This is a genomic window from Pseudomonas sp. A-R-19 (genome assembly GCF_019956575.1).
In the GTDB taxonomy this organism is placed as follows: domain Bacteria; phylum Pseudomonadota; class Gammaproteobacteria; order Pseudomonadales; family Pseudomonadaceae; genus Aquipseudomonas.
In genome coordinates this window covers 15,026-35,725 of sequence record NZ_JAHBDR010000040.1, presented here as the reverse complement: position 1 = coordinate 35,725, position 20,700 = coordinate 15,026, and the positions used below count along the sequence as shown (strand labels likewise).

Sequence of the window (20,700 nt, the reverse complement as noted above, 5' to 3'; positions counted from 1 at the left end):
TGCCATGAAAAAGCCCCTGTCACTTCGTCAGTGACAGGGGCTTTTTTTGTATCCGCTGAATCAGGCGTGGGATTGCAGGTAGTTCTCAAGCCCGATCAACTTGATCAGACCCAACTGCTTTTCGAGCCAGTAGGTGTGATCTTCTTCAGTGTCATGTAATTGAACCCGCAGCATTTCGCGGCTGACATAATCTTTGTGCTGCTCGCAGAGCTTGATGCCCTTGCACAGCGCAGCCCGCACCTTGTATTCCAGGCGTAGATCCGCTTCGAGCATCTCAGTGACCGTGGTGCCGACATCAAGATCGTCCGGACGCATGCGCGGCGTGCCTTCGAGCATCAGAATCCGGCGCATCAGAGCATCAGCGTGCCCAGCCTCTTCTTCCATCTCGTGGTTGATTCGTTCGTAGAGCTTGGTGAAACCCCAGTCCTCATACATCCGCGAATGGACGAAATATTGATCACGCGCAGCCAGTTCGCCGGTCAGCAACGTGTTGAGGTAATCGATCACATCTGGGTGGCCTTGCATCGCCCTACATCTCCCTGCTTGAAAGTTGTAGTTTGAACCAACACGGCCATATCGTCACTCGGAAGACGCAATAAAAGCGAAGATATTCTGAGAAAAGCAGCTGAAATAACGCAAAAACCGCCCAAACAAGGGCGGTTCTGCTTCTCATTTAGACTTCGTTAAGCTGTACGTTGAGCAGCTTTGCGATTGCTTCTCCATACGCCGGGTCCGCCTTGAAAAAATGCTGCAACTGGCGATCAACCACGTCACTCGACACACCCGCCATCGCACCAGCGATGTTGCTGACCAGCAATGATTTCTGCTCTGCAGACATCAAGCGGAACAATGCGCCTGCGTGACTGTAGTAGTCGGTATCTTCGCGGTGATCATAACGATCGGCTGCACCGCTCAGGGCCAATGCCGGCTCTGCATAACGAGGCGCCTGCTTCGGAGACTCGACGTAGCTGTTTGGCTCGTAGTTCGGCGCCGCACCGCCATTGCTGCCAAAAGCCATTGAGCCGTCGCGCTGGTAGGTGTTGACCGGGCTGCGCGGAGCATTGACTGGCAGTTGTTGGTGATTGGTGCCGACACGGTAGCGGTGCGCGTCCGCATAGGCGAACACCCGGCCTTGCAGCATACGATCCGGCGAGAGGCCAACGCCTGGCACCATGTTGCTGGGACCGAACGCCGCCTGCTCGACTTCCGCAAAGTAATTCTGCGGATTGCGATTGAGCTCCAGTTCGCCCACTTCAATCAGTGGAAACTCTTTCTGCGACCAGGTTTTGGTCACATCAAACGGGTTCTCGTAATGCGCTGCCGCCTGAGCCTCGGTCATGATCTGAATGCACACGCGCCATTTCGGGAAATCGCCTCGTTCGATGGCATTGAACAAGTCACGCTGGGCGTAATCCGGATCGGCACCCGCCAGGCGCGCAGCCTCGGCAGGAGCAAGGTTCTTGATCCCCTGCTTGGTCTTGTAGTGCCACTTCACCCAGTGACGCTCACCTTGAGCGTTGATAAGACTGTAAGTGTGGCTACCAAAGCCGTGCATATGACGGTAGCCGTCAGGGATACCCCGGTCGGAGAACAGGATGGTGACCTGATGCAGCGCCTCGGGCGAATGCGACCAGAAGTCCCACATCATCTGGGCACTCTTGAGGTTGCTTTGCGGCAAGCGCTTCTGGGTGTGGATAAAGTCTGGAAACTTCAGTGGATCGCGAATGAAGAACACCGGGGTGTTGTTGCCGACGATGTCCCAGTTGCCTTCCTCGGTGTAAAACTTCAGGGCAAAGCCACGCGGATCACGCTCGGTATCGGCCGAACCACGCTCACCACCCACGGTGGAAAACCGCAGGAACGTCGGAGTTTGCTTGCCAACCGCTTCGAACAGCTTGGCACTGGTGTATTGGCTGATATCGCTGGTCACGGTAAACGTACCGTAGGCACCCGAGCCTTTGGCGTGTACACGGCGCTCAGGGATGTTTTCACGGTTGAAGTGGGCAAGCTTCTCGATCAGGTGGAAGTCGTCGAGCATCAGCGGGCCACGAGGGCCGGCGGAACGGGAATTCTGGTTATCGGCAACAGGAGCGCCACTGGCGGTTGTAAGCGTTGTGTTTTGGCTCATGCGAAATTCCTTCCTCTGTCGGTCTTTAACTGCCGGCTAATCGGCTGAGAAGGAGTATTGATCATCAATATGACAGCTACAAATTCATTAACTTGCAGACATCGATAGAGAAATACTAATGATCATCCCCATCCCATACTGACAACGGGAAAGATTCGAGGATTGTATGAACGGCGCGTTTTTCTTACAGGCACAAAAAACCGGGCACTAGGCCCGGTTCCTTGTTTCAGACTGACGTCTTACTCGGCGGATACAGCTTCGCCAGCAGTAGCACGATCAACCAACTCGACGTACGCCATAGGCGCGTTGTCGCCAGCGCGGAAACCGCACTTGAGGATGCGCAGGTAGCCACCCTCACGGGTAGCGTAACGCTTGCCCAGGTCGTTGAAGAGCTTACCAACGATAGCTTTCGAACGAGTACGGTCGAAAGCCAGACGGCGGTTAGCAACGCTATCTATCTTGGCCAAAGTGATCAGCGGCTCAGCAACGCGACGCAGTTCTTTAGCTTTTGGCAGAGTAGTTTTGATCAGCTCGTGCTCGAACAGCGACACCGCCATGTTTTGGAACATGGCCTTGCGGTGCGAGCTGGTGCGGCTCAGGTGACGACCACTTTTACGATGACGCATGGTTCATTCCTTACCAAACACTACGTTCGGTGATTACGACGATCAGGCAGTCGCCTTGTCGTCCTTCTTAAGACTTGCAGGCGGCCAGTTGTCGAGGCGCATGCCGAGGGACAGACCGCGGGAGGCCAGAACGTCCTTGATTTCAGTCAAGGATTTCTTGCCCAGGTTCGGAGTCTTCAACAGTTCCACTTCGGTACGCTGAATCAGGTCACCGATGTAGTAAATGTTTTCCGCCTTAAGGCAGTTAGCCGAACGTACAGTCAGTTCCAGATCGTCAACCGGGCGAAGCAGGATCGGATCGATCTCGTCTTCCTGCTCGACAACCACTGGCTCACTGTCACCTTTGAGGTCGACGAACGCAGCCAACTGCTGTTGCAGGATGGTTGCAGCGCGGCGAATAGCCTCTTCAGGATCCAGAGTACCGTTGGTTTCCAGATCAATAACCAGCTTGTCCAGGTTAGTACGCTGCTCGACACGGGCGTTTTCCACCACGTATGCGATACGGCGAACCGGGCTGAACGAAGAGTCAAGCTGCAAGCGACCGATGCTGCGGCTTTCGTCTTCATCGCTCTGACGCGAGTCTGCCGGTTCATAACCACGACCACGAGCTACTACGAGCTTCATGTTCAGGGCGCCGTTAGACGCCAGGTTAGCGATTACGTGATCGGGATTAACGATCTCGACATCATGATCCAGCTGAATATCGGCAGCGGTAACCACCCCCGAACCCTTCTTCGACAAGGTCAGCGTAACTTCGTCACGACCGTGCAGCTTGATAGCCAGACCTTTAAGGTTCAACAGGATTTCAATTACGTCTTCCTGTACACCTTCGATGGCGCTGTACTCGTGGAGCACACCGTCAATCTCGGCCTCGACTACTGCACAGCCGGGCATTGAGGACAACAGGATGCGGCGCAGCGCGTTGCCCAGGGTATGGCCGAAACCACGCTCGAGAGGCTCGAGAGTGATCTTGGCGCGGGTTGGACTGACAACCTGCACATCAATGTGGCGGGGTGTCAGGAACTCATTTACCGAAATCTGCATGGATGCACCTATTTTCTAGCCCTTACTTGGAGTAGAGCTCGACAATCAGGCTTTCGTTGATGTCGGCGGACAGATCACTGCGAGCTGGAACGTTCTTGAAAACGCCCGACTTCTTCTCAGTGTCTACTTCTACCCATTCTACGCGGCCACGTTGGGCACACAGATCGAGAGCTTGGACAATGCGAAGTTGATTTTTTGCTTTCTCGCGAACAGCAACCACGTCACCAGCACGAACCTGGTAGGACGGAACGTTAACGGTCTGACCGTTTACGCTGATCGACTTGTGCGATACCAGCTGACGGGATTCGGCACGAGTCGAACCAAAGCCCATACGGTATACAACGTTGTCCAGACGGCATTCGAGCAGTTGCAGCAGGTTCTCACCGGTTGCACCTTTCTTGCCAGCAGCTTCTTTGTAGTAGCCGCTGAATTGACGCTCGAGAACGCCGTAGATACGACGGACCTTCTGCTTTTCACGCAGTTGGGTGCCGTAGTCGGACTGGCGACCGCGGCGTTGGCCGTGGATACCAGGTGCTGCTTCAATGTTGCACTTCGATTCGATCGCGCGCACGCCGCTCTTCAGGAAGAGATCGGTGCCTTCGCGACGAGCGAGTTTGCATTTTGGACCAATGTAACGAGCCATTCTTTACAATCTCCTGGATTACACGCGGCGCTTCTTCGGCGGACGGCACCCGTTGTGCGGGATTGGCGTCACGTCGGTGATGCTGGCGATCTTGTAGCCACAGCCGTTCAAAGCGCGGACTGCGGATTCACGACCTGGACCTGGACCTTTGACATTGACGTCGAGGTTTTTCAGGCCGTATTCCAGCGCAGCTTGACCAGCACGTTCAGCAGCTACTTGAGCAGCAAACGGGGTGGACTTGCGGGAACCGCGGAAACCCGAACCACCGGAGGTAGCCCAGGAAAGAGCGTTACCTTGACGGTCGGTAATGGTCACGATGGTGTTGTTAAAAGATGCATGGATGTGGGCGATGCCATCAACCACTGTCTTTTTAACTTTTTTACGAGGACGAGCAGCAGGTTTTGCCATGATTAAATTCCTGTCGATTCGCTGGGGCGATTACTTGCGGATCGGCTTACGCGGACCTTTACGGGTACGCGCGTTGGTCTTGGTACGCTGACCGCGTACTGGAAGACCGCGACGATGACGCAGACCGCGATAGCAACCGAGGTCCATCAAGCGCTTGATTTTCATGTTGATTTCGCGACGCAGGTCACCTTCAGTGGTGAACTTCGCCACTTCGCCACGCAGCTGTTCAATTTGCTCGTCGCTCAGATCTTTGATCTTTGCTGCTGGGTTTACCCCAGTCTCTGCACAAATTTTCTGTGCAGTAGTGCGACCAACACCATAGATGTAGGTCAGCGAGATAACAGTATGCTTGTTATCTGGAATGTTAACGCCTGCAATACGGGCCATTCAGTGGGACTCCAATTGACAGCTACCTACGCCCCGGAAGCCAAGAAATAGGGCGCGAGATAATATCGCTGTAATAACAAATAATCAACCCGGCAGCGCACTAGCTGCCGGGCTTGAAGCACAATCACACTCAGCCTTGGCGCTGTTTGTGACGCGGTTCCGCGCTGCAAATTACTCGAACAACACCTTCGCGGCGAATAATCTTGCAGTTACGGCACAGCTTTTTCACCGATGCACGAACTTTCATCACCAACTCCTCGAACCTTATGGGTCAGCGCAGCATGCCGCTGCCGTAACCCTTCAGGTTGGCTTTCTTCATCAGGGATTCGTACTGGTGCGAAACGAGGTGCGATTGTACTTGGGACATGAAGTCCATCACAACCACGACGACGATCAGCAACGAGGTCCCGCCAAGGTAGAACGGTACGTTGGCTGCAACCACCAGGAACTGGGGCAACAGGCAGACGGCCGTCATGTAAAGAGCACCGAACATGGTCAAGCGAGTCAGAACGCCATCAATGTAGCGCGCAGACTGCTCACCTGGACGGATGCCCGGAATAAAGGCACCGGACTTCTTCAGGTTTTCCGCTACGTCTTTCGGATTGAACATCAACGCCGTATAGAAGAAGCAGAAGAAAATAATCCCTGCACTAAACAGCAGAATATTCAACGGCTGACCAGGAGCGATCGACTGCGAGATGTCCTGCAACCAGCCCATACCTTCAGACTGACCGAACCAGGCACCCAACGAAGCCGGGAACAGCAAAATGCTGCTCGCGAAAATAGCCGGAATAACACCAGCCATGTTCACCTTCAGCGGCAAGTGGCTTGTCTGCGCAGCGAAGACCTTGCGGCCCTGCTGACGCTTGGCGTAGTGAACAGCAATACGACGCTGACCACGCTCAATGAACACCACGAAACCGATAATCGCTACTGCCAGCAAACCGATGGCAACCAGGGCGAAGATGTTGATATCACCCTGACGTGCAGACTCGAAAGACTGCCCGATCGCTCTCGGAAGACCGGCGACGATACCCGAAAAAATCAACATCGAGATACCGTTGCCAACACCACGCTCAGTAATCTGCTCACCCAGCCACATCATGAACATCGCACCAGCCACAAAAGTGGATACCGCGACGAAATGGAAGCCAAAGTCACCAGTGAACGCAACGCCCTGCCCCGCCAGACCAATGGACATGCCAATGGCCTGGACGAGAGCGAGGACGACAGTGCCGTAGCGGGTGTACTGGCTGATCTTGCGACGGCCAGCTTCACCTTCCTTCTTCAACTGCTCCAGCTGCGGACTGACGGCGGTCATCAGTTGCATGATGATCGATGCCGAGATGTACGGCATGATCCCCAGTGCAAAGATGCTCATCCGTTCCAGCGCGCCGCCGGAAAACATGTTGAACAAGCTAAGAATGGTCCCCTCATTCTGTCGAAACAGGTCCGCGAGTCGGTCCGGGTTGATACCTGGAACCGGGATGTGTGCGCCTATTCGGTAGACGATAATCGCCAGGAACAGAAAACGCAGACGAGCCCAGAGTTCAGACATACCGCCTTTGCCGAGCGCAGAGAGAGCACCTTGCTTAGCCATTTATTCCTCGAACTTGCCGCCAGCTGCTTCGATAGCCGCACGCGCACCTTTGGTGGCGCCGATTCCCTTGCCGATAGTGACAGCGCGAGTCACTTCACCGGACAGCATGATTTTCACACGCTGTACGTTGACGTTGATCACGTTGGCATCTTTCAGGGACTGCACGGTGACGATGTCGCCTTCCACTTTAGCCAGCTCGGACAGACGCACTTCTGCGCGATCCATGGCCTTCAGGGAAACGAAACCGAACTTCGGCAGGCGACGATGCAGCGGCTGTTGACCGCCTTCAAAGCCTGGAGCAATGGTGCCACCGGAGCGGGAGGTCTGACCTTTGTGACCACGGCCACCAGTCTTACCCAAACCGCTACCGATACCACGGCCCGGACGATGCTTTTCGCGACGGGAACCCGGCGCTGGACTCAGATCATTGAGTTTCATCGATTAACCCTCGACACGCAGCATGTAGTAAGCCTTGTTGATCATCCCGCGATTCTCGGGAGTATCCTGGACTTCTACAGTGTGACCGATGCGACGCAGACCCAGACCCTTAACGCACAGTTTGTGGTTAGGGATGCGGCCGGTCATGCTTTTGATCAGCGTTACTTTTACGGTAGCCATGATCAGAAGATCTCCTTGACGCTTTTGCCACGCTTGGCGGCAATGGATTCAGGAGACTGCATTGCTTTCAAACCCTTGAAAGTGGCGTGAACCACGTTTACCGGGTTAGTCGAGCCGTAGCACTTGGCCAGAACGTTCTGAACGCCAGCAACTTCGAGGACAGCACGCATAGCGCCGCCAGCGATGATACCGGTACCTTCAGAAGCAGGCTGCATGTACACCTTCGAAGCGCCGTGAGCGGACTTCATTGCGTACTGCAGAGTGGTGCCGTTCAGATCAACCTGGATCATGTTGCGGCGAGCAGCTTCCATTGCCTTCTGGATCGCAGCAGGCACTTCACGCGACTTGCCACGGCCGAAGCCAACACGGCCTTTACCATCACCAACCACGGTCAACGCGGTGAAAGTGAAGATACGGCCGCCTTTAACGGTTTTGGCTACGCGGTTAACTTGAACCAGCTTCTCGATGTAGCCTTCGTCGCGCTTTTGGTCGTTATTTGACATAACTTAGAACTCCAGCCCAGCTTCACGAGCAGCATCAGCCAGCGCTTTAACGCGGCCGTGGTACTTGAAGCCAGAGCGGTCGAAAGCCACTTGCGAGACGCCAGCGGCCTTAGCACGCGTAGCGACCAGCTGGCCAACCTTAGTGGCCGCGTCGATGTTGCCGGTGGCACCATCACGCAGTTCTTTATCCAAAGTCGAGGCGCTTGCCAGGACTTTGTTGCCGTCGGCCGAAATGACCTGGGCGTAGATGTGCTGCGAAGAGCGGAACACGCAGAGACGCACGACTTCGAGTTCGTGCATTTTCAGGCGTGCTTTGCGAGCGCGACGCAGTCGAGTAACTTTTTTGTCGGTCATTTGCTATGCCCTACTTCTTCTTGGCTTCTTTACGACGGACGACTTCGTCCGCGTAGCGCACACCTTTGCCTTTGTACGGCTCTGGTGGACGGAAGTCGCGGATCTCGGCGGCCACTTGACCTACCAGCTGCTTGTCGATGCCCTTGATCAGGATATCGGTCTGGCTAGGAGTCTCAGCGGTGATGCCTTCCGGCAGTTCGTAATCCACTGGGTGCGAGAAGCCAAGAGCCAGGTTCAGCACTGTGCCTTTTGCTTGCGCTTTGTAACCAACACCGACCAGCTGGAGCTTGCGCTCGAAGCCTTGGCTTACGCCTTGGACCATGTTGTTTACCAACGCACGAGTGGTACCAGCCATTGCGCGAGTCTGTTGATCGCCATTGCGAGCAGCGAAACGCAGCTCACCAGCTTCTTCAACGATCTCAACGGACGAATGGATGTTCAGTTCGAGAGTGCCCTTGGCACCCTTCACCGAAAGCTGTTGGCCTGCGAATTTTACTTCGACACCGGCTGGCAGCTTAACGGGGTTCTTAGCGACGCGAGACATGCTTATCCCCCCTTAGAACACAGTGCAAAGAACTTCGCCGCCGACACCGGCAGCGCGCGCAGCACGATCAGTCATCACACCCTTGTTGGTGGAGACGATAGACACACCGAGACCGCCACGAACTTTTGGCAGATCATCGACGGACTTGTACTGACGCAGGCCTGGACGGCTAACGCGCTTCACTTCTTCGATAACCGGACGGCCTTCGAAGTACTTCAGCTCGATGGACAGCAGAGGTTTGATTTCGCTGCTGATCTGATAACCCGCAATGTAACCTTCGTCCTTCAGGACTTTGGCAACAGCTACCTTCAACGTGGAAGATGGCATGCTTACGACGGACTTTTCAGCCATCTGGGCATTACGGATACGAGTTAGCATGTCCGCTAACGGGTCCTGCATACTCATGGGCTAGACGCTCCTAATACAAAAAAATTAGCCTTGCGGCTATTACGTGTCGCCGAGAATCTCCGAGCATGAAAAACACGGGCTCAGGCGAGCCGGGTATTCTAGACACACCCCAGAAATGAATCAAGCCCCAAAAGGGGCTTGATTCAGATTCAAGGCCACCGGTGGTCAGGATCTTGCGATCCTGGACACCGAGACTTTGACAGTACTTACCAGCTGGCTTTAACCAGACCCGGTACGTCACCACGCATTGCAGCTTCACGCAGCTTGTTACGGCCGAGGCCGAACTTGCGGTAAACGCCGTGTGGACGACCGGTCAGGCGGCAGCGGTTACGCATGCGCGAAGCGCTTGCGTCACGTGGCTGCTTCTGCAGGGCTACTGTAGCTTCCCAACGCGCTTCTGGACTTGCGTTCAGATCAACGATGATAGCTTTCAGTGCTGCACGCTTCTTGGCGTACTTGGCAACCGTGAGCTGACGCTTCAGCTCGCGGTTTTTCATGCTCATCTTGGCCATGGTCCTACTCCAATCAGTTGCGGAACGGGAATTTGAACGCACGCAGCAGAGCGCGGCCTTCATCATCGTTCTTGGCAGTGGTGGTCAGGGTGATGTCCAGACCGCGGAGAGCATCGATCTTGTCGTAGTCGATTTCCGGGAAGATGATCTGCTCTTTCACGCCCATGCTGTAGTTGCCACGACCATCGAAGGACTTGGCATTCAGGCCGCGGAAGTCGCGAACCCGAGGCAGGGAGATCGACAGCAGACGATCCAGGAACTCGTACATACGCTCACGGCGCAGGGTCACTTTGACGCCGATCGGCCAACCTTCACGGACTTTAAAGCCAGCGATGGATTTGCGAGCGTAGGTCACAACGACTTTCTGGCCGGTGATCTTTTCCAGGTCAGCAACAGCGTGCTCGATGACTTTTTTGTCGCCGATCGCTTCGCCCAGACCCATGTTCAGGGTGATTTTGGTAACGCGCGGAACTTCCATCACGTTCGAAAGCTTAAGTTCTTCCTTAAGTTTCGGAGCAATTTCCTTCCGGTAAATCTCTTTTAGTCGTGCCATGGTCTCATCTACCTAGCAGTGTTCAAGCATCAACCGCTTTTTGGGTCGACTTGAAGACACGAATTTTCTTGCCGTCTTCTACTTTGAAACCAACGCGGTCAGCCTTGTTGGTTTCGCCGTTGAAAATGGCGACGTTAGAAGCATCCAGTGGAGCTTCTTTTTCGACGATACCGCCCTGCACGCCCGACATCGGGTTAGGCTTGGTATGACGCTTGACAAGGTTCAGACCACCAATAACCAGACGGTTGTTAGCGAGAACCTTAAGCACCTTACCGCGCTTACCTTTGTCTTTGCCGGCGATCACGATGATCTCGTCGTCACGACGAATCTTTTGCATGTCGGATCTCCTTACAGCACTTCTGGGGCGAGCGAGACGATCTTCATGAACTTCTCAGTACGAAGTTCACGGGTCACTGGCCCAAAGATACGGGTGCCGATCGGCTCTTGCTTGTTGTTCAGAAGAACAGCAGCGTTGCCATCAAAGCGGATAATGGAGCCATCAGCACGACGTACGCCGTGACGAGTGCGGACTACAACAGCAGTCATCACTTGGCCTTTTTTCACTTTACCGCGAGGAATTGCTTCCTTCACGGTAACTTTGATGATGTCACCGATACCAGCGTAACGACGATGGGAGCCACCCAGCACCTTGATGCACATAACGCGGCGAGCGCCGCTGTTATCGGCCACATCGAGCATGGATTGAGTCTGAATCATATAATTTCTCCGACCCCTAGTCCTTAGACTTCCACAGCGCGTTCGAGAACATCAACCAGCGCCCAAGACTTGGTCTTGGCCAAAGGACGAGTTTCACGAATAGTGACTTTGTCGCCGATGTGGCACTGATTGGTTTCGTCGTGCGCGTGCAGCTTAGTCGAACGCTTAACGTATTTACCGTAGATCGGGTGCTTAACGCGACGCTCGATCAGAACGGTGATGGTTTTGTCCATCTTGTCGCTGACAACACGGCCAGTCAGCGTACGGACAGTTTTTTCGGCTTCAGCCATGATTACTTACCTGCCTGCTGGTTGAGCACAGTCTTCACGCGAGCGATGTCACGCTTAACTTGCGAGAGCAGATGAGACTGCCCCAACTGGCCAGTTGCTTTCTGCATACGCAGATTGAACTGGTCGCGCAGCAAGCCGAGCAGTTGCTCGTTCAGCTGCTGTGCGGATTTTTCACGAAGTTCATTCGCTTTCATCACATCACCGTCCGTTTAACAAAGGAGGTGGCGAGCGGCAGCTTTGCAGCAGCCAGGGCGAAAGCCTCACGCGCCAGCTCTTCAGAAACACCCTCGATTTCATACAGGACTTTGCCTGGCTGAATCTGGGCAACCCAGTATTCGACGTTACCCTTACCTTTACCCATCCGAACTTCGAGTGGCTTCTTGGAAATAGGCTTGTCCGGGAATACACGGATCCAGATCTTGCCGCCACGTTTTACGTGACGGGTCAGAGCACGACGCGCTGACTCGATCTGACGAGCAGTGAGACGACCACGAGCAACAGACTTCAGCGCGAACTCGCCGAAGCTGACTTTGCTACCGCGCAATGCCAGGCCACGGTTGTGACCAGTCATTTGCTTGCGGAACTTCGTACGCTTTGGTTGCAACATTTGGCGTACCCCTTACTTAGCAGCTTTTTTACGAGGCGCTGGTGCTTGTGGTTTCAGTTCTTCTTGGCGACCACCAATTACTTCGCCTTTGAAGATCCAAACCTTTACACCGATCACACCGTAAGTGGTGTGAGCTTCGTAGTTGGCATAGTCGATGTCGGCACGCAGGGTGTGCAATGGCACACGACCTTCGCGATACCATTCAGTACGTGCGATTTCAGCACCGCCGAGACGACCGCTCACTTGGATTTTGATGCCTTTGGCACCAATGCGCATTGCGTTCTGTACAGCGCGCTTCATAGCGCGACGGAACATTACGCGACGCTCCAGCTGCTGAGCTACGCTCTGCGCAACCAGCATACCGTCGAGTTCCGGCTTGCGGATCTCTTCGATATTGATGTGCACAGGCACACCCATTTGCTTGGTCAGGTCCTGACGCAGTTTCTCAACATCTTCACCTTTCTTCCCGATAACGATACCTGGACGAGCGGTGTGGATGGTGATGCGTGCAGTTTGGGCCGGACGATGGATATCGATACGGCTTACGGACGCGCTTTTTAGTTTGTCTTGGAGGTACTCACGCACATTCAGATCTGCGAGCAAATAGTCCGCATAAGTCCGACCGTCTGCGTACCAGACGGAGGTGTGCTCCTTGACGATTCCCAGGCGAATGCCAATGGGATGTACTTTCTGACCCATCTCTTCGACTCCGTTACTTGTCAGCAACCTTGACAGTGATATGGCAAGACCGCTTGACGATGCGATCAGCACGGCCTTTGGCACGTGGCATGATGCGCTTCAGCGAACGCCCTTCGTTGACGAAAACAGTGCTGACCTTCAGGTCATCAACGTCTGCGCCTTCGTTATGCTCGGCGTTGGCTACGGCCGACTCCAGCACTTTCTTCATGATCTCGGCGGCTTTCTTACTGCTGAAAGCCAACAGGTTGAGCGCTTCGCCCACCTTCTTCCCGCGGATCTGGTCGGCGACCAAGCGGGCTTTCTGGGCGGAGATTCGAGCGCCCGACAACTTAGCGGCTACTTCCATTTCCTAACCCCTTAACGCTTGGCTTTCTTGTCAGCCACGTGCCCGCGATAAGTGCGGGTACCGGCGAACTCGCCCAGTTTGTGGCCGACCATGTCTTCGTTCACGAGAACTGGGACGTGCTGACGACCGTTGTGTACTGCGATGGTCAGACCGACCATTTGTGGCAGGATCATCGAACGACGCGACCAGGTTTTCACCGGTTTGCGATCGTTCTTTTCCGCCGCCACTTCGATCTTCTTCAGTAGGTGAAGATCGATAAAAGGACCTTTTTTCAGAGAACGTGGCACTGTCGTATCCCTCTATTTACTTGCGACGACGGACGATCATTTTGTCGGTACGCTTATTACCACGAGTCTTCGCGCCCTTAGTCGGGAAGCCCCATGGCGATACCGGATGACGACCACCAGAGGTACGACCTTCACCACCACCATGTGGGTGGTCAACCGGGTTCATGGCAACACCACGAACGGTTGGGCGAACGCCACGCCAGCGTTTGGCACCAGCTTTACCCAGCGAACGCAGGCTGTGCTCGGAGTTCGAGACTTCGCCCAGGGTCGCACGGCATTCAGCCAGGACTTTACGCATTTCACCGGAACGCAGACGCAGGGTAACGTACACGCCTTCACGAGCGATCAGCTGAGCCGAAGCACCAGCGGAACGAGCGATCTGCGCGCCTTTACCTGGCTTCAGTTCGATGCCGTGTACGGTAGAACCGACTGGAATGTTGCGCAGTTGCAGAGCGTTGCCTGGCTTGATTGGAGCCAGAGCGCCTGCGATCAGCGTGTCGCCAGCACTCACGCCTTTAGGGGCGATGATGTAGCGGCGCTCGCCGTCTGCGTAGCAGAGCAGTGCGATGTGAGCAGTACGGTTTGGATCGTATTCGATACGCTCGACAGTGGCGACGATGCCATCTTTGTCGTTGCGACGGAAATCGACCATACGGTAATGCTGCTTATGACCACCACCGATGTGACGAGTGGTAATACGGCCATTGTTGTTACGACCACCAGTCTTCGACTTCTTCTCGAGCAGCGGTGCGTGAGGAGCGCCTTTATGCAGCTCCTGGTTGACCACCTTGACCACAAAACGGCGGCCAGGGGAAGTCGGTTTGCATTTAACGATTGCCATGATGCACCCCTTCCTTACTCAGCACTGCTGCTGAAATCGAGATCTTGGCCTGGCTGAAGGGAGATAACTGCCTTCTTCCAGTCATTACGCTTGCCCAGACCGCGAGCAGTGCGCTTGCTCTTACCCAGAACGTTCAGGGTAGTAACACGCTCTACTTTCACGCTGAACAGGCTTTCGACGGCCTTCTTGATTTCCAGCTTGGTTGCATCAGTAGCAACCTTGAAAACGAACTGGCCTTTCTTGTCTGCCAGAACCGTAGCCTTCTCGGAAACGTGCGGGCCAAGCAGAACTTTAAATACGCGTTCCTGGTTCATCCCAGCAGCTCCTCGAATTTCTTCACGGCCGACACGGTGATCAACACCTTGTCGTATGCGATCAGACTAACTGGATCGGAACCTTGCACGTCACGTACATCTACGTGCGGCAGGTTACGAGCAGCCAGGTACAGGTTCTGATCAACAGCGTCGGACACGATCAGAACGTCGGTCAGGCTCATGTTGTTCAGTTTGCCCAGCAGGTCTTTGGTTTTCGGCGTTTCAACGGCGAAATCCTGAACCACGACCAGACGATCAGTACGCACCAGCTCAGCAAGGATGGAACGCATTGCTGCGCGATACATCTTCTTGTTCAGCTTCTGGGAGTGATCCTGAGGACGAGCTGCGAAAGTGGTACCGCCGCCACGCCAGATTGGGCTACGGATAGTACCGGCACGAGCACGGCCAGTACCTTTCTGACGCCATGGGCGCTTACCGCCACCACGAACGTCGGAACGGGTCTTTTGCTGCTTGGAACCCTGACGACCGCCAGCCATGTAGGCTACGACTGCTTGGTGAACCAGCGTCTCGTTGAATTCGCCGCCAAATGTCAGTTCGGAAACTTCGATCGCTTGAGCGTCATTTACATTTAATTGCATGTCAGCTTCCCCTTAACCGCGAGCCTTGGCTGCTGGACGTACAACCAAGTTGCCGCCAGTAGCGCCAGGAACAGCGCCCTTGACCAACAACAGATTGCGTTCAGCGTCCACGCGCACTACTTCGAGGGACTGCACGGTCACGCGCTCAGCGCCCATATGACCGGACATTTTTTTGCCCTTGAATACACGACCAGGAGTCTGGCACTGGCCGATAGAGCCTGGAACGCGGTGGGATACGGAGTTACCGTGGGTGTTATCTTGCCCGCGGAAATTCCAACGCTTGATCGTACCCTGGAAGCCTTTACCCTTGGACTGACCGGTTACATCAACCAGTTGACCAGCGGCGAAGATTTCAGCGTTGATCAGATCGCCGGCCTGGTACTCGCCTTCTTCAAGGCGGAATTCCATTACGGTACGACCAGCGGCAACGTTCGCTTTAGCGAAGTGGCCAGCCTGAGCTGCTGTTACACGCGAAGCACGACGCTCGCCGACAGTGACTTGCACTGCACGATAGCCATCGGTCTCTTCAGTTTTGAACTGGGTGACGCGATTCGGTTCGATCTCAATGACCGTGACCGGAATGGAGACACCTTCTTCGGTGAAAATACGGGTCATACCGCATTTACGACCGACTACACCAATAGTCATGTTGTAAACCTCATGAGTGTACGGGGCTTTCACCCGCTATGGCCGCCCATTTCAGAGCGTTACACGACTAAGACCGAGTCTTAGCCGAGGCTGATCTGCACTTCCACACCGGCCGCAAGATCAAGCTTCATAAGAGCATCAACGGTTTTATCCGTTGGCTGGACGATGTCCAGAACGCGCTTATGAGTACGGATCTCGTACTGGTCACGCGCGTCTTTGTTGACGTGCGGGGAGACCAGAACGGTGAACCGCTCTTTACGGGTAGGCAGTGGAATTGGACCACGCACTTGAGCACCAGTACGTTTCGCGGTTTCCACGATTTCCTGGGTTGATTGGTCGATCAGGCGATGGTCGAAAGCCTTCAACCTGATACGGATTTGCTGATTTTGCATTGGATTTCAGACTCCGGCTGCTATTCCCACCGGGCGCAATACGCCCGTTAAAAGGAGGCGCAATTCTATAGACGCCCCAGATGGGTGTCAACCCAATAAAAAAGCCCCCGCTGAGCGGGGGCCTTTCAAAGCATCGAAGCTATCTCAAAAGAGATGCTTACTCGATGATTTTGGCTACGACGCCAGCGCCGACGGTACGACCGCCTTCACGGATAGCGAAACGCAGGCCGTCTTCCATTGCGATGGTCTTGATCAGGGTAACTTCCATCTGGATGTTATCACCTGGCATTACCATTTCAACGCCTTCTGGCAGCTGGCAGTTACCAGTCACGTCAGTAGTACGGAAGTAGAACTGTGGACGGTAGCCTTTGAAGAACGGAGTGTGACGACCGCCTTCTTCCTTGCTCAGAACGTAAACTTCTGCGGTGAACTTGGTGTGCGGCTTAACCGAACCTGGCTTAACCAGAACCTGGCCACGCTCAACGTCGTCACGCTTGGTACCACGCAGCAGAACGCCGCAGTTCTCGCCAGCACGACCTTCGTCGAGCAGCTTGCGGAACATTTCAACACCGGTGCAGGTGGTGGTGGTGGTGTCACGCAGACCAACGATTTCCAGTGCATCTTGAACGCGAACGATACCGCGCTCGATACGACCAGTCACAACAGTACCACGACCCGAGATCGAGAATACGTCTTCGATTGGCATCAGGAATGGCTTGTCGATAGCACGCTCTGGTTCTGGGATGTAGCTGTCCAGGGTTTCAACCAGTTTACGAACGGCAGTGGTGCCCATTTCGTTGTCGTCTTTGCCTTCCAGCGCCATACGAGCCGAACCGATGATGATTGGAGTGTCATCGCCCGGGAAGTCGTAGGTGGACAGCAGGTCGCGAACTTCCATCTCGACCAGTTCCAGCAGCTCAGCGTCGTCTACCAGGTCAGCCTTGTTCAGGAAAACCACGATGTACGGAACGCCTACCTGACGGGACAGCAGGATGTGTTCACGGGTTTGTGGCATCGGACCATCAGCGGCCGAGCAAACCAGGATCGCGCCGTCCATCTGGGCAGCACCGGTGATCATGTTCTTCACATAGTCAGCGTGACCTGGGCAGTCAACGTGAGCGTAGTGACGGATCTTCGAGTTGTACTCGACGTGCGCGGTGTTGATGGTGATACCACGAGCTTTTTCTTCTGGAGCGCTGTCGATTTTATCGAAATCAACGATTGCGGAACCGAAAACTTCGGAGCAAACGCGAGTCAGAGCTGCGGTCAGAGTGGTTTTACCGTGGTCAACGTGACCGATGGTGCCAACGTTGACGTGCGGTAGGGAACGATCAAATTTTTCTTTAGCCACGACAATTAACTCCTTGCCTAAAGGACTGAATCAGCCTTGTTTTTTGGTTACAGTTTCGACGATGTGCGACGGAGCTGTATTGTATTTTTTGAATTCCATAGAGTAGCTTGCGCGACCCTGGGACATCGAACGAACGTCGGTCGCATAACCGAACATCTCGCCCAACGGAACTTCAGCACGGATCACCTTACCGGAGACCGTGTCTTCCATACCCAGAATCATGCCGCGACGACGGTTAAGGTCGCCCATCACGTCACCCATATAGTCTTCAGGCGTAACAACCTCTACCGCCATGATCGGCTCGAGCAACTCACCACCGCCCTTCTGGGCCAGTTGCTTGGTCGCCATGGAAGCAGCCACCTTAAACGCCATCTCGTTCGAGTCGACGTCGTGGTAAGAACCATCAAACACGGTAGCCTTCAGGCCGATCAGCGGATAGCCGGCAACTACGCCGTTCTTCATCTGCTCTTCGATACCCTTCTGGATAGCCGGGATGTATTCCTTAGGAACCACACCACCCACTACTTCGTTCACGAATTGCAGACCTTCCTGACCTTCGTCAGCAGGAGCAAAACGGATCCAGCAATGGCCGAACTGGCCACGACCGCCGGACTGACGAACGAACTTGCCTTCGATTTCGCAATTCTTCGTGATGCGCTCACGATACGAAACCTGAGGCTTGCCGATGTTGGCTTCGACGTTGAACTCACGGCGCATCCGGTCAACCAGGATGTCCAGGTGCAACTCGCCCATGCCAGAGATGATCGTTTGACCAGTCTCTTCATCAGTCTTGACGCGGAAAGACGGGTCTTCCTGAGCAAGTTTGCCCAGAGCGATACCCATTTTTTCCTGGTCATCCTTGGTCTTAGGCTCAACGGCAACCGAAATAACCGGCTCCGGGAAGTCCATGCGAACCAGGATGATTGGCTTGTCAGCGTTGCACAAGGTTTCACCAGTGGTGACGTCCTTCATGCCGATCAGGGCCGCGATGTCGCCAGCGCGCACTTCCTTGATCTCTTCGCGGGCGTTTGCGTGCATCTGCACCATACGACCCACACGCTCTTTCTTGCCCTTGACCGAGTTGATAACGCCGTCGCCGGAGGCCAACACGCCCGAGTAAACACGGACGAAGGTCAAGGTACCCACGAATGGGTCGGTAGCGATCTTGAACGCCAGAGCCGAGAACGGCTCGTTGTCGTCTGCATGACGCTCCATCTGCTTTTCCTCGTCATCCGGGTCAGTACCCTTGATGGCAGGAATGTCGGTTGGAGCCGGCAGGTAGTCGATAACGGCGTCGAGAACCAGGGGAACACCCTTGTTCTTGAAGGAAGAACCGCAAACAGCCAGAACGATCTCACCAGCGATAGTACGCTGACGCAGAGCACCCTTGATTTCCTCGATGGTGAGTTCTTCACCTTCAAGGTACTTGTTCATCAGCTCTTCGCTGGCTTCGGCCGCAGCCTCAACCATGTTGTTGCGCCACTCTTCAGCCAGTTCCTGCAGTTCAGCAGGGATGGCTTCACGACGAGGAGTCATACCCTTGTCGGCATCGTTCCAGTAAACCGCTTCCATGGTCATCAGATCGATCTGACCCTGGAAGTTGTCTTCGGAACCGATAGCCAGCTGGATAGGCACCGGAGTGTGACCCAGACGCTGCTTGATCTGAGCGATCACGCGCAGGAAGTTCGCACCGGCACGGTCCATCTTGTTCACGTAAACGATACGTGGAACACCGTACTTGTTGGCTTGACGCCATACGGTTTCGGACTGCGGCTCAACGCCGGAAGTACCACAGAACACAACGACCGCGCCGTCGAGTACACGCAGGGAACGCTCAACTTCAATAGTGAAGTCTACGTGGCCCGGGGTATCGATGACGTTGAAACGGTACTGGTCCTTGTGCTGCTTCGCAGAACCCTGCCAGAAGGCGGTAATAGCAGCAGAAGTAATGGTAATACCACGCTCCTGCTCCTGCACCATCCAGTCTGTGGTCGCGGCGCCGTCATGCACCTCGCCCATCTTGTGGCTTTTGCCCGTGTAAAAAAGGACGCGCTCGGTGGTGGTGGTTTTACCAGCATCCACGTGAGCAACGATACCAATGTTACGGTAGCGATTAATCGGTGTAGTACGAGCCATAAAGCCCTCGCAAAATTAGTGACGCAAAAATTAGAAGCGGTAGTGCGAGAAAGCCTTGTTGGCTTCAGCCATACGGTGCACGTCTTCACGCTTCTTAACTGCAGCACCTTTACCTTCGGCAGCGTCCAACAGTTCGCCAGCCAAACGCAGAGCCATAGACTTCTCGCCGCGCTTGCGGGCGTAGTCTACCAACCAGCGCATTGCCAGAGCGTTACGACGGGAAGGACGAACCTCGACCGGAACCTGGTAAGTAGCACCACCAACGCGGCGCGACTTCACTTCGACCAGCGGAGCGATGGCGTCGAGTGCTTTTTCGAAGAGTTCCAGGGGATCGGTGCCGGCCTTACGAGCCTTCACGGTATCCAGGGCACCATAAACGATACGCTCGGCAACGGCTTTCTTGCCGCTTTCCATTACGTGGTTCATGAATTTGGCGAGGATTTGGCTTCCGTATTTCGGATCGTCCAGAATCTCACGCTTGGCTGCTACGCGACGTCTTGGCATTGATAAGCCCTCAAACGGTCTTCAGGTTAGCCCGGGACAGCTCCTATGGATGCGTGCCCGACCTTACTCTTATCGACTCAATAAAATGAAAAACTGCAAAACGGCCGATTACTTCGGACGCTTGGTACCGTACTTCGAACGACCCTGGTTACGGCCTTTAACGCCGGAAGTATCCAAGGAGCCGCGAACGGTGTGGTAACGAACACCTGGCAAGTCTTTTACACGACCGCCGCGGATCAGTACCACGCTGTGCTCTTGCAGGTTGTGGCCTTCACCGCCGATGTACGAGGAAACCTCGAAACCGTTGGTCAGACGCACACGGCATACTTTACGCAGTGCCGAGTTAGGTTTTTTCGGCGTAGTGGTGTACACACGGGTGCACACGCCACGACGTTGCGGGCAGTTCTGCAGCGCAGGCACGTCGGATTTCTCGACGATACGCTTACGCGGCTGACGTACCAGCTGGTTGATAGTTGCCATCTACTAGCTCCACTGTTGTCTTGCGACGCTATTGTCTTGCAAGAAAAGCAAAATGGCAGGAACGAGTTCCCGCCAAATTTAGGGGTACAAGAGTCTAAAGAGGATCTTGTCCCCAGTCAAGGCAAGGCCCCGCCCTCCCCGCTCATCCAGTCTCGACAAAT

34 protein-coding genes are annotated in these 20,700 nt (G+C 54.7%); all 34 read right to left on the bottom strand.

All coding sequences use genetic code 11. From position 1 onward, the window contains the following. Positions 1–60: 60 nt before the first annotated feature. The gene (gene bfr, locus KGA88_RS08230) at positions 61–525 is read right to left on the bottom strand and encodes a bacterioferritin (protein WP_007970123.1); all 465 of its coding nucleotides are present in this window, start codon (positions 523–525) and stop codon (positions 61–63) included. Between the two features lie 148 nt (positions 526–673). After that, positions 674–2,128 (bottom strand): catalase, encoded by a 1,455-nt coding sequence (locus tag KGA88_RS08225; RefSeq protein WP_223590065.1) that lies wholly within the window; start codon positions 2,126–2,128, stop codon positions 674–676. A gap of 239 nt (positions 2,129–2,367) precedes the next feature. After that, on the bottom strand, positions 2,368–2,754 hold the full coding sequence (gene rplQ, locus KGA88_RS08220) for a 50S ribosomal protein L17 (RefSeq protein ID WP_046041617.1): 387 nt from the start codon (positions 2,752–2,754) through the stop codon (positions 2,368–2,370). 42 nt (positions 2,755–2,796) lie between these two features. Beyond that, the gene (locus KGA88_RS08215) at positions 2,797–3,798 is read right to left on the bottom strand and encodes a DNA-directed RNA polymerase subunit alpha (protein WP_007970428.1); all 1,002 of its coding nucleotides are present in this window, start codon (positions 3,796–3,798) and stop codon (positions 2,797–2,799) included. Positions 3,799–3,820: 22 nt separating this feature from the next. Further along, a complete protein-coding gene (gene rpsD, locus KGA88_RS08210) occupies positions 3,821–4,441 on the bottom strand; it encodes a 30S ribosomal protein S4 (RefSeq protein WP_003176404.1) in 621 nt (206 codons plus the stop codon). Positions 4,442–4,459: 18 nt separating this feature from the next. Further along, complete coding sequence (gene rpsK / locus KGA88_RS08205) at positions 4,460–4,849, bottom strand: 30S ribosomal protein S11 (protein WP_002555466.1); 390 nt, start codon at positions 4,847–4,849, stop codon at positions 4,460–4,462. Between the two features lie 30 nt (positions 4,850–4,879). Beyond that, positions 4,880–5,236, bottom strand: a complete 357-nt coding sequence (rpsM, locus tag KGA88_RS08200) for a 30S ribosomal protein S13 (protein ID WP_009045849.1) — start codon at positions 5,234–5,236, stop codon at positions 4,880–4,882. A gap of 130 nt (positions 5,237–5,366) precedes the next feature. Then, positions 5,367–5,483, bottom strand: a complete 117-nt coding sequence (rpmJ, locus tag KGA88_RS08195; protein WP_002555468.1) for a 50S ribosomal protein L36 — start codon at positions 5,481–5,483, stop codon at positions 5,367–5,369. Between the two features lie 24 nt (positions 5,484–5,507). After that, entirely contained in the window at positions 5,508–6,836 is a 1,329-nt protein-coding gene (secY, locus tag KGA88_RS08190; RefSeq protein WP_003228718.1) for a preprotein translocase subunit SecY, read from the bottom strand. Next, complete coding sequence (rplO, locus tag KGA88_RS08185) at positions 6,837–7,274, bottom strand: 50S ribosomal protein L15 (RefSeq protein ID WP_003228720.1); 438 nt, start codon at positions 7,272–7,274, stop codon at positions 6,837–6,839. Between the two features lie 3 nt (positions 7,275–7,277). After that, entirely contained in the window at positions 7,278–7,454 is a 177-nt protein-coding gene (gene rpmD / locus KGA88_RS08180) for a 50S ribosomal protein L30 (protein ID WP_003176408.1), read from the bottom strand. Positions 7,455–7,456: 2 nt separating this feature from the next. Next, complete coding sequence (gene rpsE / locus KGA88_RS08175; protein ID WP_003186035.1) at positions 7,457–7,957, bottom strand: 30S ribosomal protein S5; 501 nt, start codon at positions 7,955–7,957, stop codon at positions 7,457–7,459. A gap of 3 nt (positions 7,958–7,960) precedes the next feature. After that, positions 7,961–8,311 (bottom strand): 50S ribosomal protein L18, encoded by a 351-nt coding sequence (gene rplR / locus KGA88_RS08170; RefSeq protein ID WP_003186037.1) that lies wholly within the window; start codon positions 8,309–8,311, stop codon positions 7,961–7,963. Between the two features lie 10 nt (positions 8,312–8,321). Continuing rightward, positions 8,322–8,855, bottom strand: a complete 534-nt coding sequence (rplF, locus tag KGA88_RS08165; RefSeq protein WP_003176412.1) for a 50S ribosomal protein L6 — start codon at positions 8,853–8,855, stop codon at positions 8,322–8,324. A 12-nt stretch (positions 8,856–8,867) separates the two neighbouring features. Further along, positions 8,868–9,260 (bottom strand): 30S ribosomal protein S8, encoded by a 393-nt coding sequence (gene rpsH / locus KGA88_RS08160; RefSeq protein ID WP_003186040.1) that lies wholly within the window; start codon positions 9,258–9,260, stop codon positions 8,868–8,870. Between the two features lie 209 nt (positions 9,261–9,469). Beyond that, entirely contained in the window at positions 9,470–9,775 is a 306-nt protein-coding gene (rpsN, locus tag KGA88_RS08155) for a 30S ribosomal protein S14 (protein ID WP_003176414.1), read from the bottom strand. Positions 9,776–9,788: 13 nt separating this feature from the next. Further along, positions 9,789–10,328, bottom strand: a complete 540-nt coding sequence (rplE, locus tag KGA88_RS08150) for a 50S ribosomal protein L5 (RefSeq protein WP_003210069.1) — start codon at positions 10,326–10,328, stop codon at positions 9,789–9,791. 22 nt (positions 10,329–10,350) lie between these two features. After that, complete coding sequence (gene rplX, locus KGA88_RS08145; RefSeq protein ID WP_003176416.1) at positions 10,351–10,665, bottom strand: 50S ribosomal protein L24; 315 nt, start codon at positions 10,663–10,665, stop codon at positions 10,351–10,353. A gap of 11 nt (positions 10,666–10,676) precedes the next feature. After that, positions 10,677–11,045, bottom strand: a complete 369-nt coding sequence (gene rplN, locus KGA88_RS08140) for a 50S ribosomal protein L14 (RefSeq protein ID WP_002555479.1) — start codon at positions 11,043–11,045, stop codon at positions 10,677–10,679. Positions 11,046–11,068: 23 nt separating this feature from the next. Beyond that, on the bottom strand, positions 11,069–11,335 hold the full coding sequence (gene rpsQ / locus KGA88_RS08135) for a 30S ribosomal protein S17 (protein WP_003176419.1): 267 nt from the start codon (positions 11,333–11,335) through the stop codon (positions 11,069–11,071). A 2-nt stretch (positions 11,336–11,337) separates the two neighbouring features. Further along, positions 11,338–11,529 carry a 50S ribosomal protein L29 gene (gene rpmC / locus KGA88_RS08130; protein ID WP_002555481.1) on the bottom strand — a complete coding sequence of 64 codons (192 nt, stop codon included), beginning with the start codon at positions 11,527–11,529 and terminating at the stop codon, positions 11,338–11,340. Beyond that, positions 11,529–11,942: a 50S ribosomal protein L16 gene (gene rplP / locus KGA88_RS08125; RefSeq protein WP_003228729.1), complete on the bottom strand. Its 414-nt coding sequence runs from the start codon at positions 11,940–11,942 to the stop codon at positions 11,529–11,531. Before rplP ends, rpmC begins: the two co-directional genes overlap by 1 nt. A 12-nt stretch (positions 11,943–11,954) precedes the next feature. Then, entirely contained in the window at positions 11,955–12,641 is a 687-nt protein-coding gene (rpsC, locus tag KGA88_RS08120; protein WP_007970424.1) for a 30S ribosomal protein S3, read from the bottom strand. Positions 12,642–12,654: 13 nt separating this feature from the next. Continuing rightward, positions 12,655–12,987, bottom strand: coding sequence for a 50S ribosomal protein L22 (gene rplV / locus KGA88_RS08115; RefSeq protein ID WP_003103908.1), 333 nt, complete (start codon positions 12,985–12,987; stop codon positions 12,655–12,657). 11 nt (positions 12,988–12,998) lie between these two features. Continuing rightward, complete coding sequence (gene rpsS / locus KGA88_RS08110; RefSeq protein ID WP_002555486.1) at positions 12,999–13,274, bottom strand: 30S ribosomal protein S19; 276 nt, start codon at positions 13,272–13,274, stop codon at positions 12,999–13,001. A gap of 16 nt (positions 13,275–13,290) precedes the next feature. Further along, positions 13,291–14,115 carry a 50S ribosomal protein L2 gene (gene rplB, locus KGA88_RS08105; protein ID WP_008018194.1) on the bottom strand — a complete coding sequence of 275 codons (825 nt, stop codon included), beginning with the start codon at positions 14,113–14,115 and terminating at the stop codon, positions 13,291–13,293. Positions 14,116–14,129: 14 nt separating this feature from the next. Continuing rightward, the gene (gene rplW, locus KGA88_RS08100; protein ID WP_002555488.1) at positions 14,130–14,429 is read right to left on the bottom strand and encodes a 50S ribosomal protein L23; all 300 of its coding nucleotides are present in this window, start codon (positions 14,427–14,429) and stop codon (positions 14,130–14,132) included. Then, entirely contained in the window at positions 14,426–15,028 is a 603-nt protein-coding gene (gene rplD / locus KGA88_RS08095) for a 50S ribosomal protein L4 (protein ID WP_003228735.1), read from the bottom strand. Before rplD ends, rplW begins: the two co-directional genes overlap by 4 nt. A 12-nt stretch (positions 15,029–15,040) precedes the next feature. After that, positions 15,041–15,676 carry a 50S ribosomal protein L3 gene (rplC, locus tag KGA88_RS08090; protein ID WP_003186059.1) on the bottom strand — a complete coding sequence of 212 codons (636 nt, stop codon included), beginning with the start codon at positions 15,674–15,676 and terminating at the stop codon, positions 15,041–15,043. 80 nt (positions 15,677–15,756) lie between these two features. Continuing rightward, positions 15,757–16,068 carry a 30S ribosomal protein S10 gene (gene rpsJ, locus KGA88_RS08085; RefSeq protein WP_003186070.1) on the bottom strand — a complete coding sequence of 104 codons (312 nt, stop codon included), beginning with the start codon at positions 16,066–16,068 and terminating at the stop codon, positions 15,757–15,759. Between the two features lie 157 nt (positions 16,069–16,225). Next, complete coding sequence (gene tuf / locus KGA88_RS08080; protein WP_008053875.1) at positions 16,226–17,419, bottom strand: elongation factor Tu; 1,194 nt, start codon at positions 17,417–17,419, stop codon at positions 16,226–16,228. A 30-nt stretch (positions 17,420–17,449) separates the two neighbouring features. Next, positions 17,450–19,555: an elongation factor G gene (fusA, locus tag KGA88_RS08075; protein ID WP_007994652.1), complete on the bottom strand. Its 2,106-nt coding sequence runs from the start codon at positions 19,553–19,555 to the stop codon at positions 17,450–17,452. Positions 19,556–19,585: 30 nt separating this feature from the next. Continuing rightward, complete coding sequence (rpsG, locus tag KGA88_RS08070) at positions 19,586–20,059, bottom strand: 30S ribosomal protein S7 (RefSeq protein ID WP_007994653.1); 474 nt, start codon at positions 20,057–20,059, stop codon at positions 19,586–19,588. A 108-nt stretch (positions 20,060–20,167) separates the two neighbouring features. Further along, positions 20,168–20,539, bottom strand: a complete 372-nt coding sequence (gene rpsL / locus KGA88_RS08065) for a 30S ribosomal protein S12 (RefSeq protein WP_003186084.1) — start codon at positions 20,537–20,539, stop codon at positions 20,168–20,170. Between the last annotated feature and the right edge of the window lie 161 nt (positions 20,540–20,700).

Coding starts and splice junctions, on each gene's coding strand:
- KGA88_RS08215 (WP_007970428.1), bottom strand. CDS start 3,798: ATGCAGATTTCGGTAAATGAGTTCCTGACACCCCGCCACATTGATGTG.
- rplF (WP_003176412.1), bottom strand. CDS start 8,855: ATGTCTCGCGTCGCTAAGAACCCCGTTAAGCTGCCAGCCGGTGTCGAA.
- rplE (WP_003210069.1), bottom strand. CDS start 10,328: ATGGCACGACTAAAAGAGATTTACCGGAAGGAAATTGCTCCGAAACTT.
- rpsL (WP_003186084.1), bottom strand. CDS start 20,539: ATGGCAACTATCAACCAGCTGGTACGTCAGCCGCGTAAGCGTATCGTC.
- rpsQ (WP_003176419.1), bottom strand. CDS start 11,335: ATGGCTGAAGCCGAAAAAACTGTCCGTACGCTGACTGGCCGTGTTGTC.
- rpsN (WP_003176414.1), bottom strand. CDS start 9,775: ATGGCCAAGATGAGCATGAAAAACCGCGAGCTGAAGCGTCAGCTCACG.
- rplD (WP_003228735.1), bottom strand. CDS start 15,028: ATGCAATTAAATGTAAATGACGCTCAAGCGATCGAAGTTTCCGAACTG.
- rpsK (WP_002555466.1), bottom strand. CDS start 4,849: ATGGCAAAACCTGCTGCTCGTCCTCGTAAAAAAGTTAAAAAGACAGTG.
- rplR (WP_003186037.1), bottom strand. CDS start 8,311: ATGACCGACAAAAAAGTTACTCGACTGCGTCGCGCTCGCAAAGCACGC.
- rpsM (WP_009045849.1), bottom strand. CDS start 5,236: ATGGCCCGTATTGCAGGCGTTAACATTCCAGATAACAAGCATACTGTT.
- rpsE (WP_003186035.1), bottom strand. CDS start 7,957: ATGTCAAATAACGACCAAAAGCGCGACGAAGGCTACATCGAGAAGCTG.
- rpsJ (WP_003186070.1), bottom strand. CDS start 16,068: ATGCAAAATCAGCAAATCCGTATCAGGTTGAAGGCTTTCGACCATCGC.
- rpsG (WP_007994653.1), bottom strand. CDS start 20,059: ATGCCAAGACGTCGCGTAGCAGCCAAGCGTGAGATTCTGGACGATCCG.
- rpsH (WP_003186040.1), bottom strand. CDS start 9,260: ATGAGTATGCAGGACCCGTTAGCGGACATGCTAACTCGTATCCGTAAT.
- fusA (WP_007994652.1), bottom strand. CDS start 19,555: ATGGCTCGTACTACACCGATTAATCGCTACCGTAACATTGGTATCGTT.
- rpsC (WP_007970424.1), bottom strand. CDS start 12,641: ATGGGTCAGAAAGTACATCCCATTGGCATTCGCCTGGGAATCGTCAAG.
- rpmJ (WP_002555468.1), bottom strand. CDS start 5,483: ATGAAAGTTCGTGCATCGGTGAAAAAGCTGTGCCGTAACTGCAAGATT.
- rplW (WP_002555488.1), bottom strand. CDS start 14,429: ATGAACCAGGAACGCGTATTTAAAGTTCTGCTTGGCCCGCACGTTTCC.
- rplP (WP_003228729.1), bottom strand. CDS start 11,942: ATGTTGCAACCAAAGCGTACGAAGTTCCGCAAGCAAATGACTGGTCAC.
- rpsD (WP_003176404.1), bottom strand. CDS start 4,441: ATGGCTCGTTACATTGGTCCAAAATGCAAACTCGCTCGTCGCGAAGGC.
- rpmD (WP_003176408.1), bottom strand. CDS start 7,454: ATGGCTACCGTAAAAGTAACGCTGATCAAAAGCATGACCGGCCGCATC.
- KGA88_RS08225 (WP_223590065.1), bottom strand. CDS start 2,128: ATGAGCCAAAACACAACGCTTACAACCGCCAGTGGCGCTCCTGTTGCC.
- rplV (WP_003103908.1), bottom strand. CDS start 12,987: ATGGAAGTAGCCGCTAAGTTGTCGGGCGCTCGAATCTCCGCCCAGAAA.
- bfr (WP_007970123.1), bottom strand. CDS start 525: ATGCAAGGCCACCCAGATGTGATCGATTACCTCAACACGTTGCTGACC.
- rplN (WP_002555479.1), bottom strand. CDS start 11,045: ATGATTCAGACTCAATCCATGCTCGATGTGGCCGATAACAGCGGCGCT.
- rplC (WP_003186059.1), bottom strand. CDS start 15,676: ATGACTATTGGTGTAGTCGGTCGTAAATGCGGTATGACCCGTATTTTC.
- rplB (WP_008018194.1), bottom strand. CDS start 14,115: ATGGCAATCGTTAAATGCAAACCGACTTCCCCTGGCCGCCGTTTTGTG.
- secY (WP_003228718.1), bottom strand. CDS start 6,836: ATGGCTAAGCAAGGTGCTCTCTCTGCGCTCGGCAAAGGCGGTATGTCT.
- rplX (WP_003176416.1), bottom strand. CDS start 10,665: ATGCAAAAGATTCGTCGTGACGACGAGATCATCGTGATCGCCGGCAAA.
- rplO (WP_003228720.1), bottom strand. CDS start 7,274: ATGAAACTCAATGATCTGAGTCCAGCGCCGGGTTCCCGTCGCGAAAAG.
- rplQ (WP_046041617.1), bottom strand. CDS start 2,754: ATGCGTCATCGTAAAAGTGGTCGTCACCTGAGCCGCACCAGCTCGCAC.
- rpmC (WP_002555481.1), bottom strand. CDS start 11,529: ATGAAAGCGAATGAACTTCGTGAAAAATCCGCACAGCAGCTGAACGAG.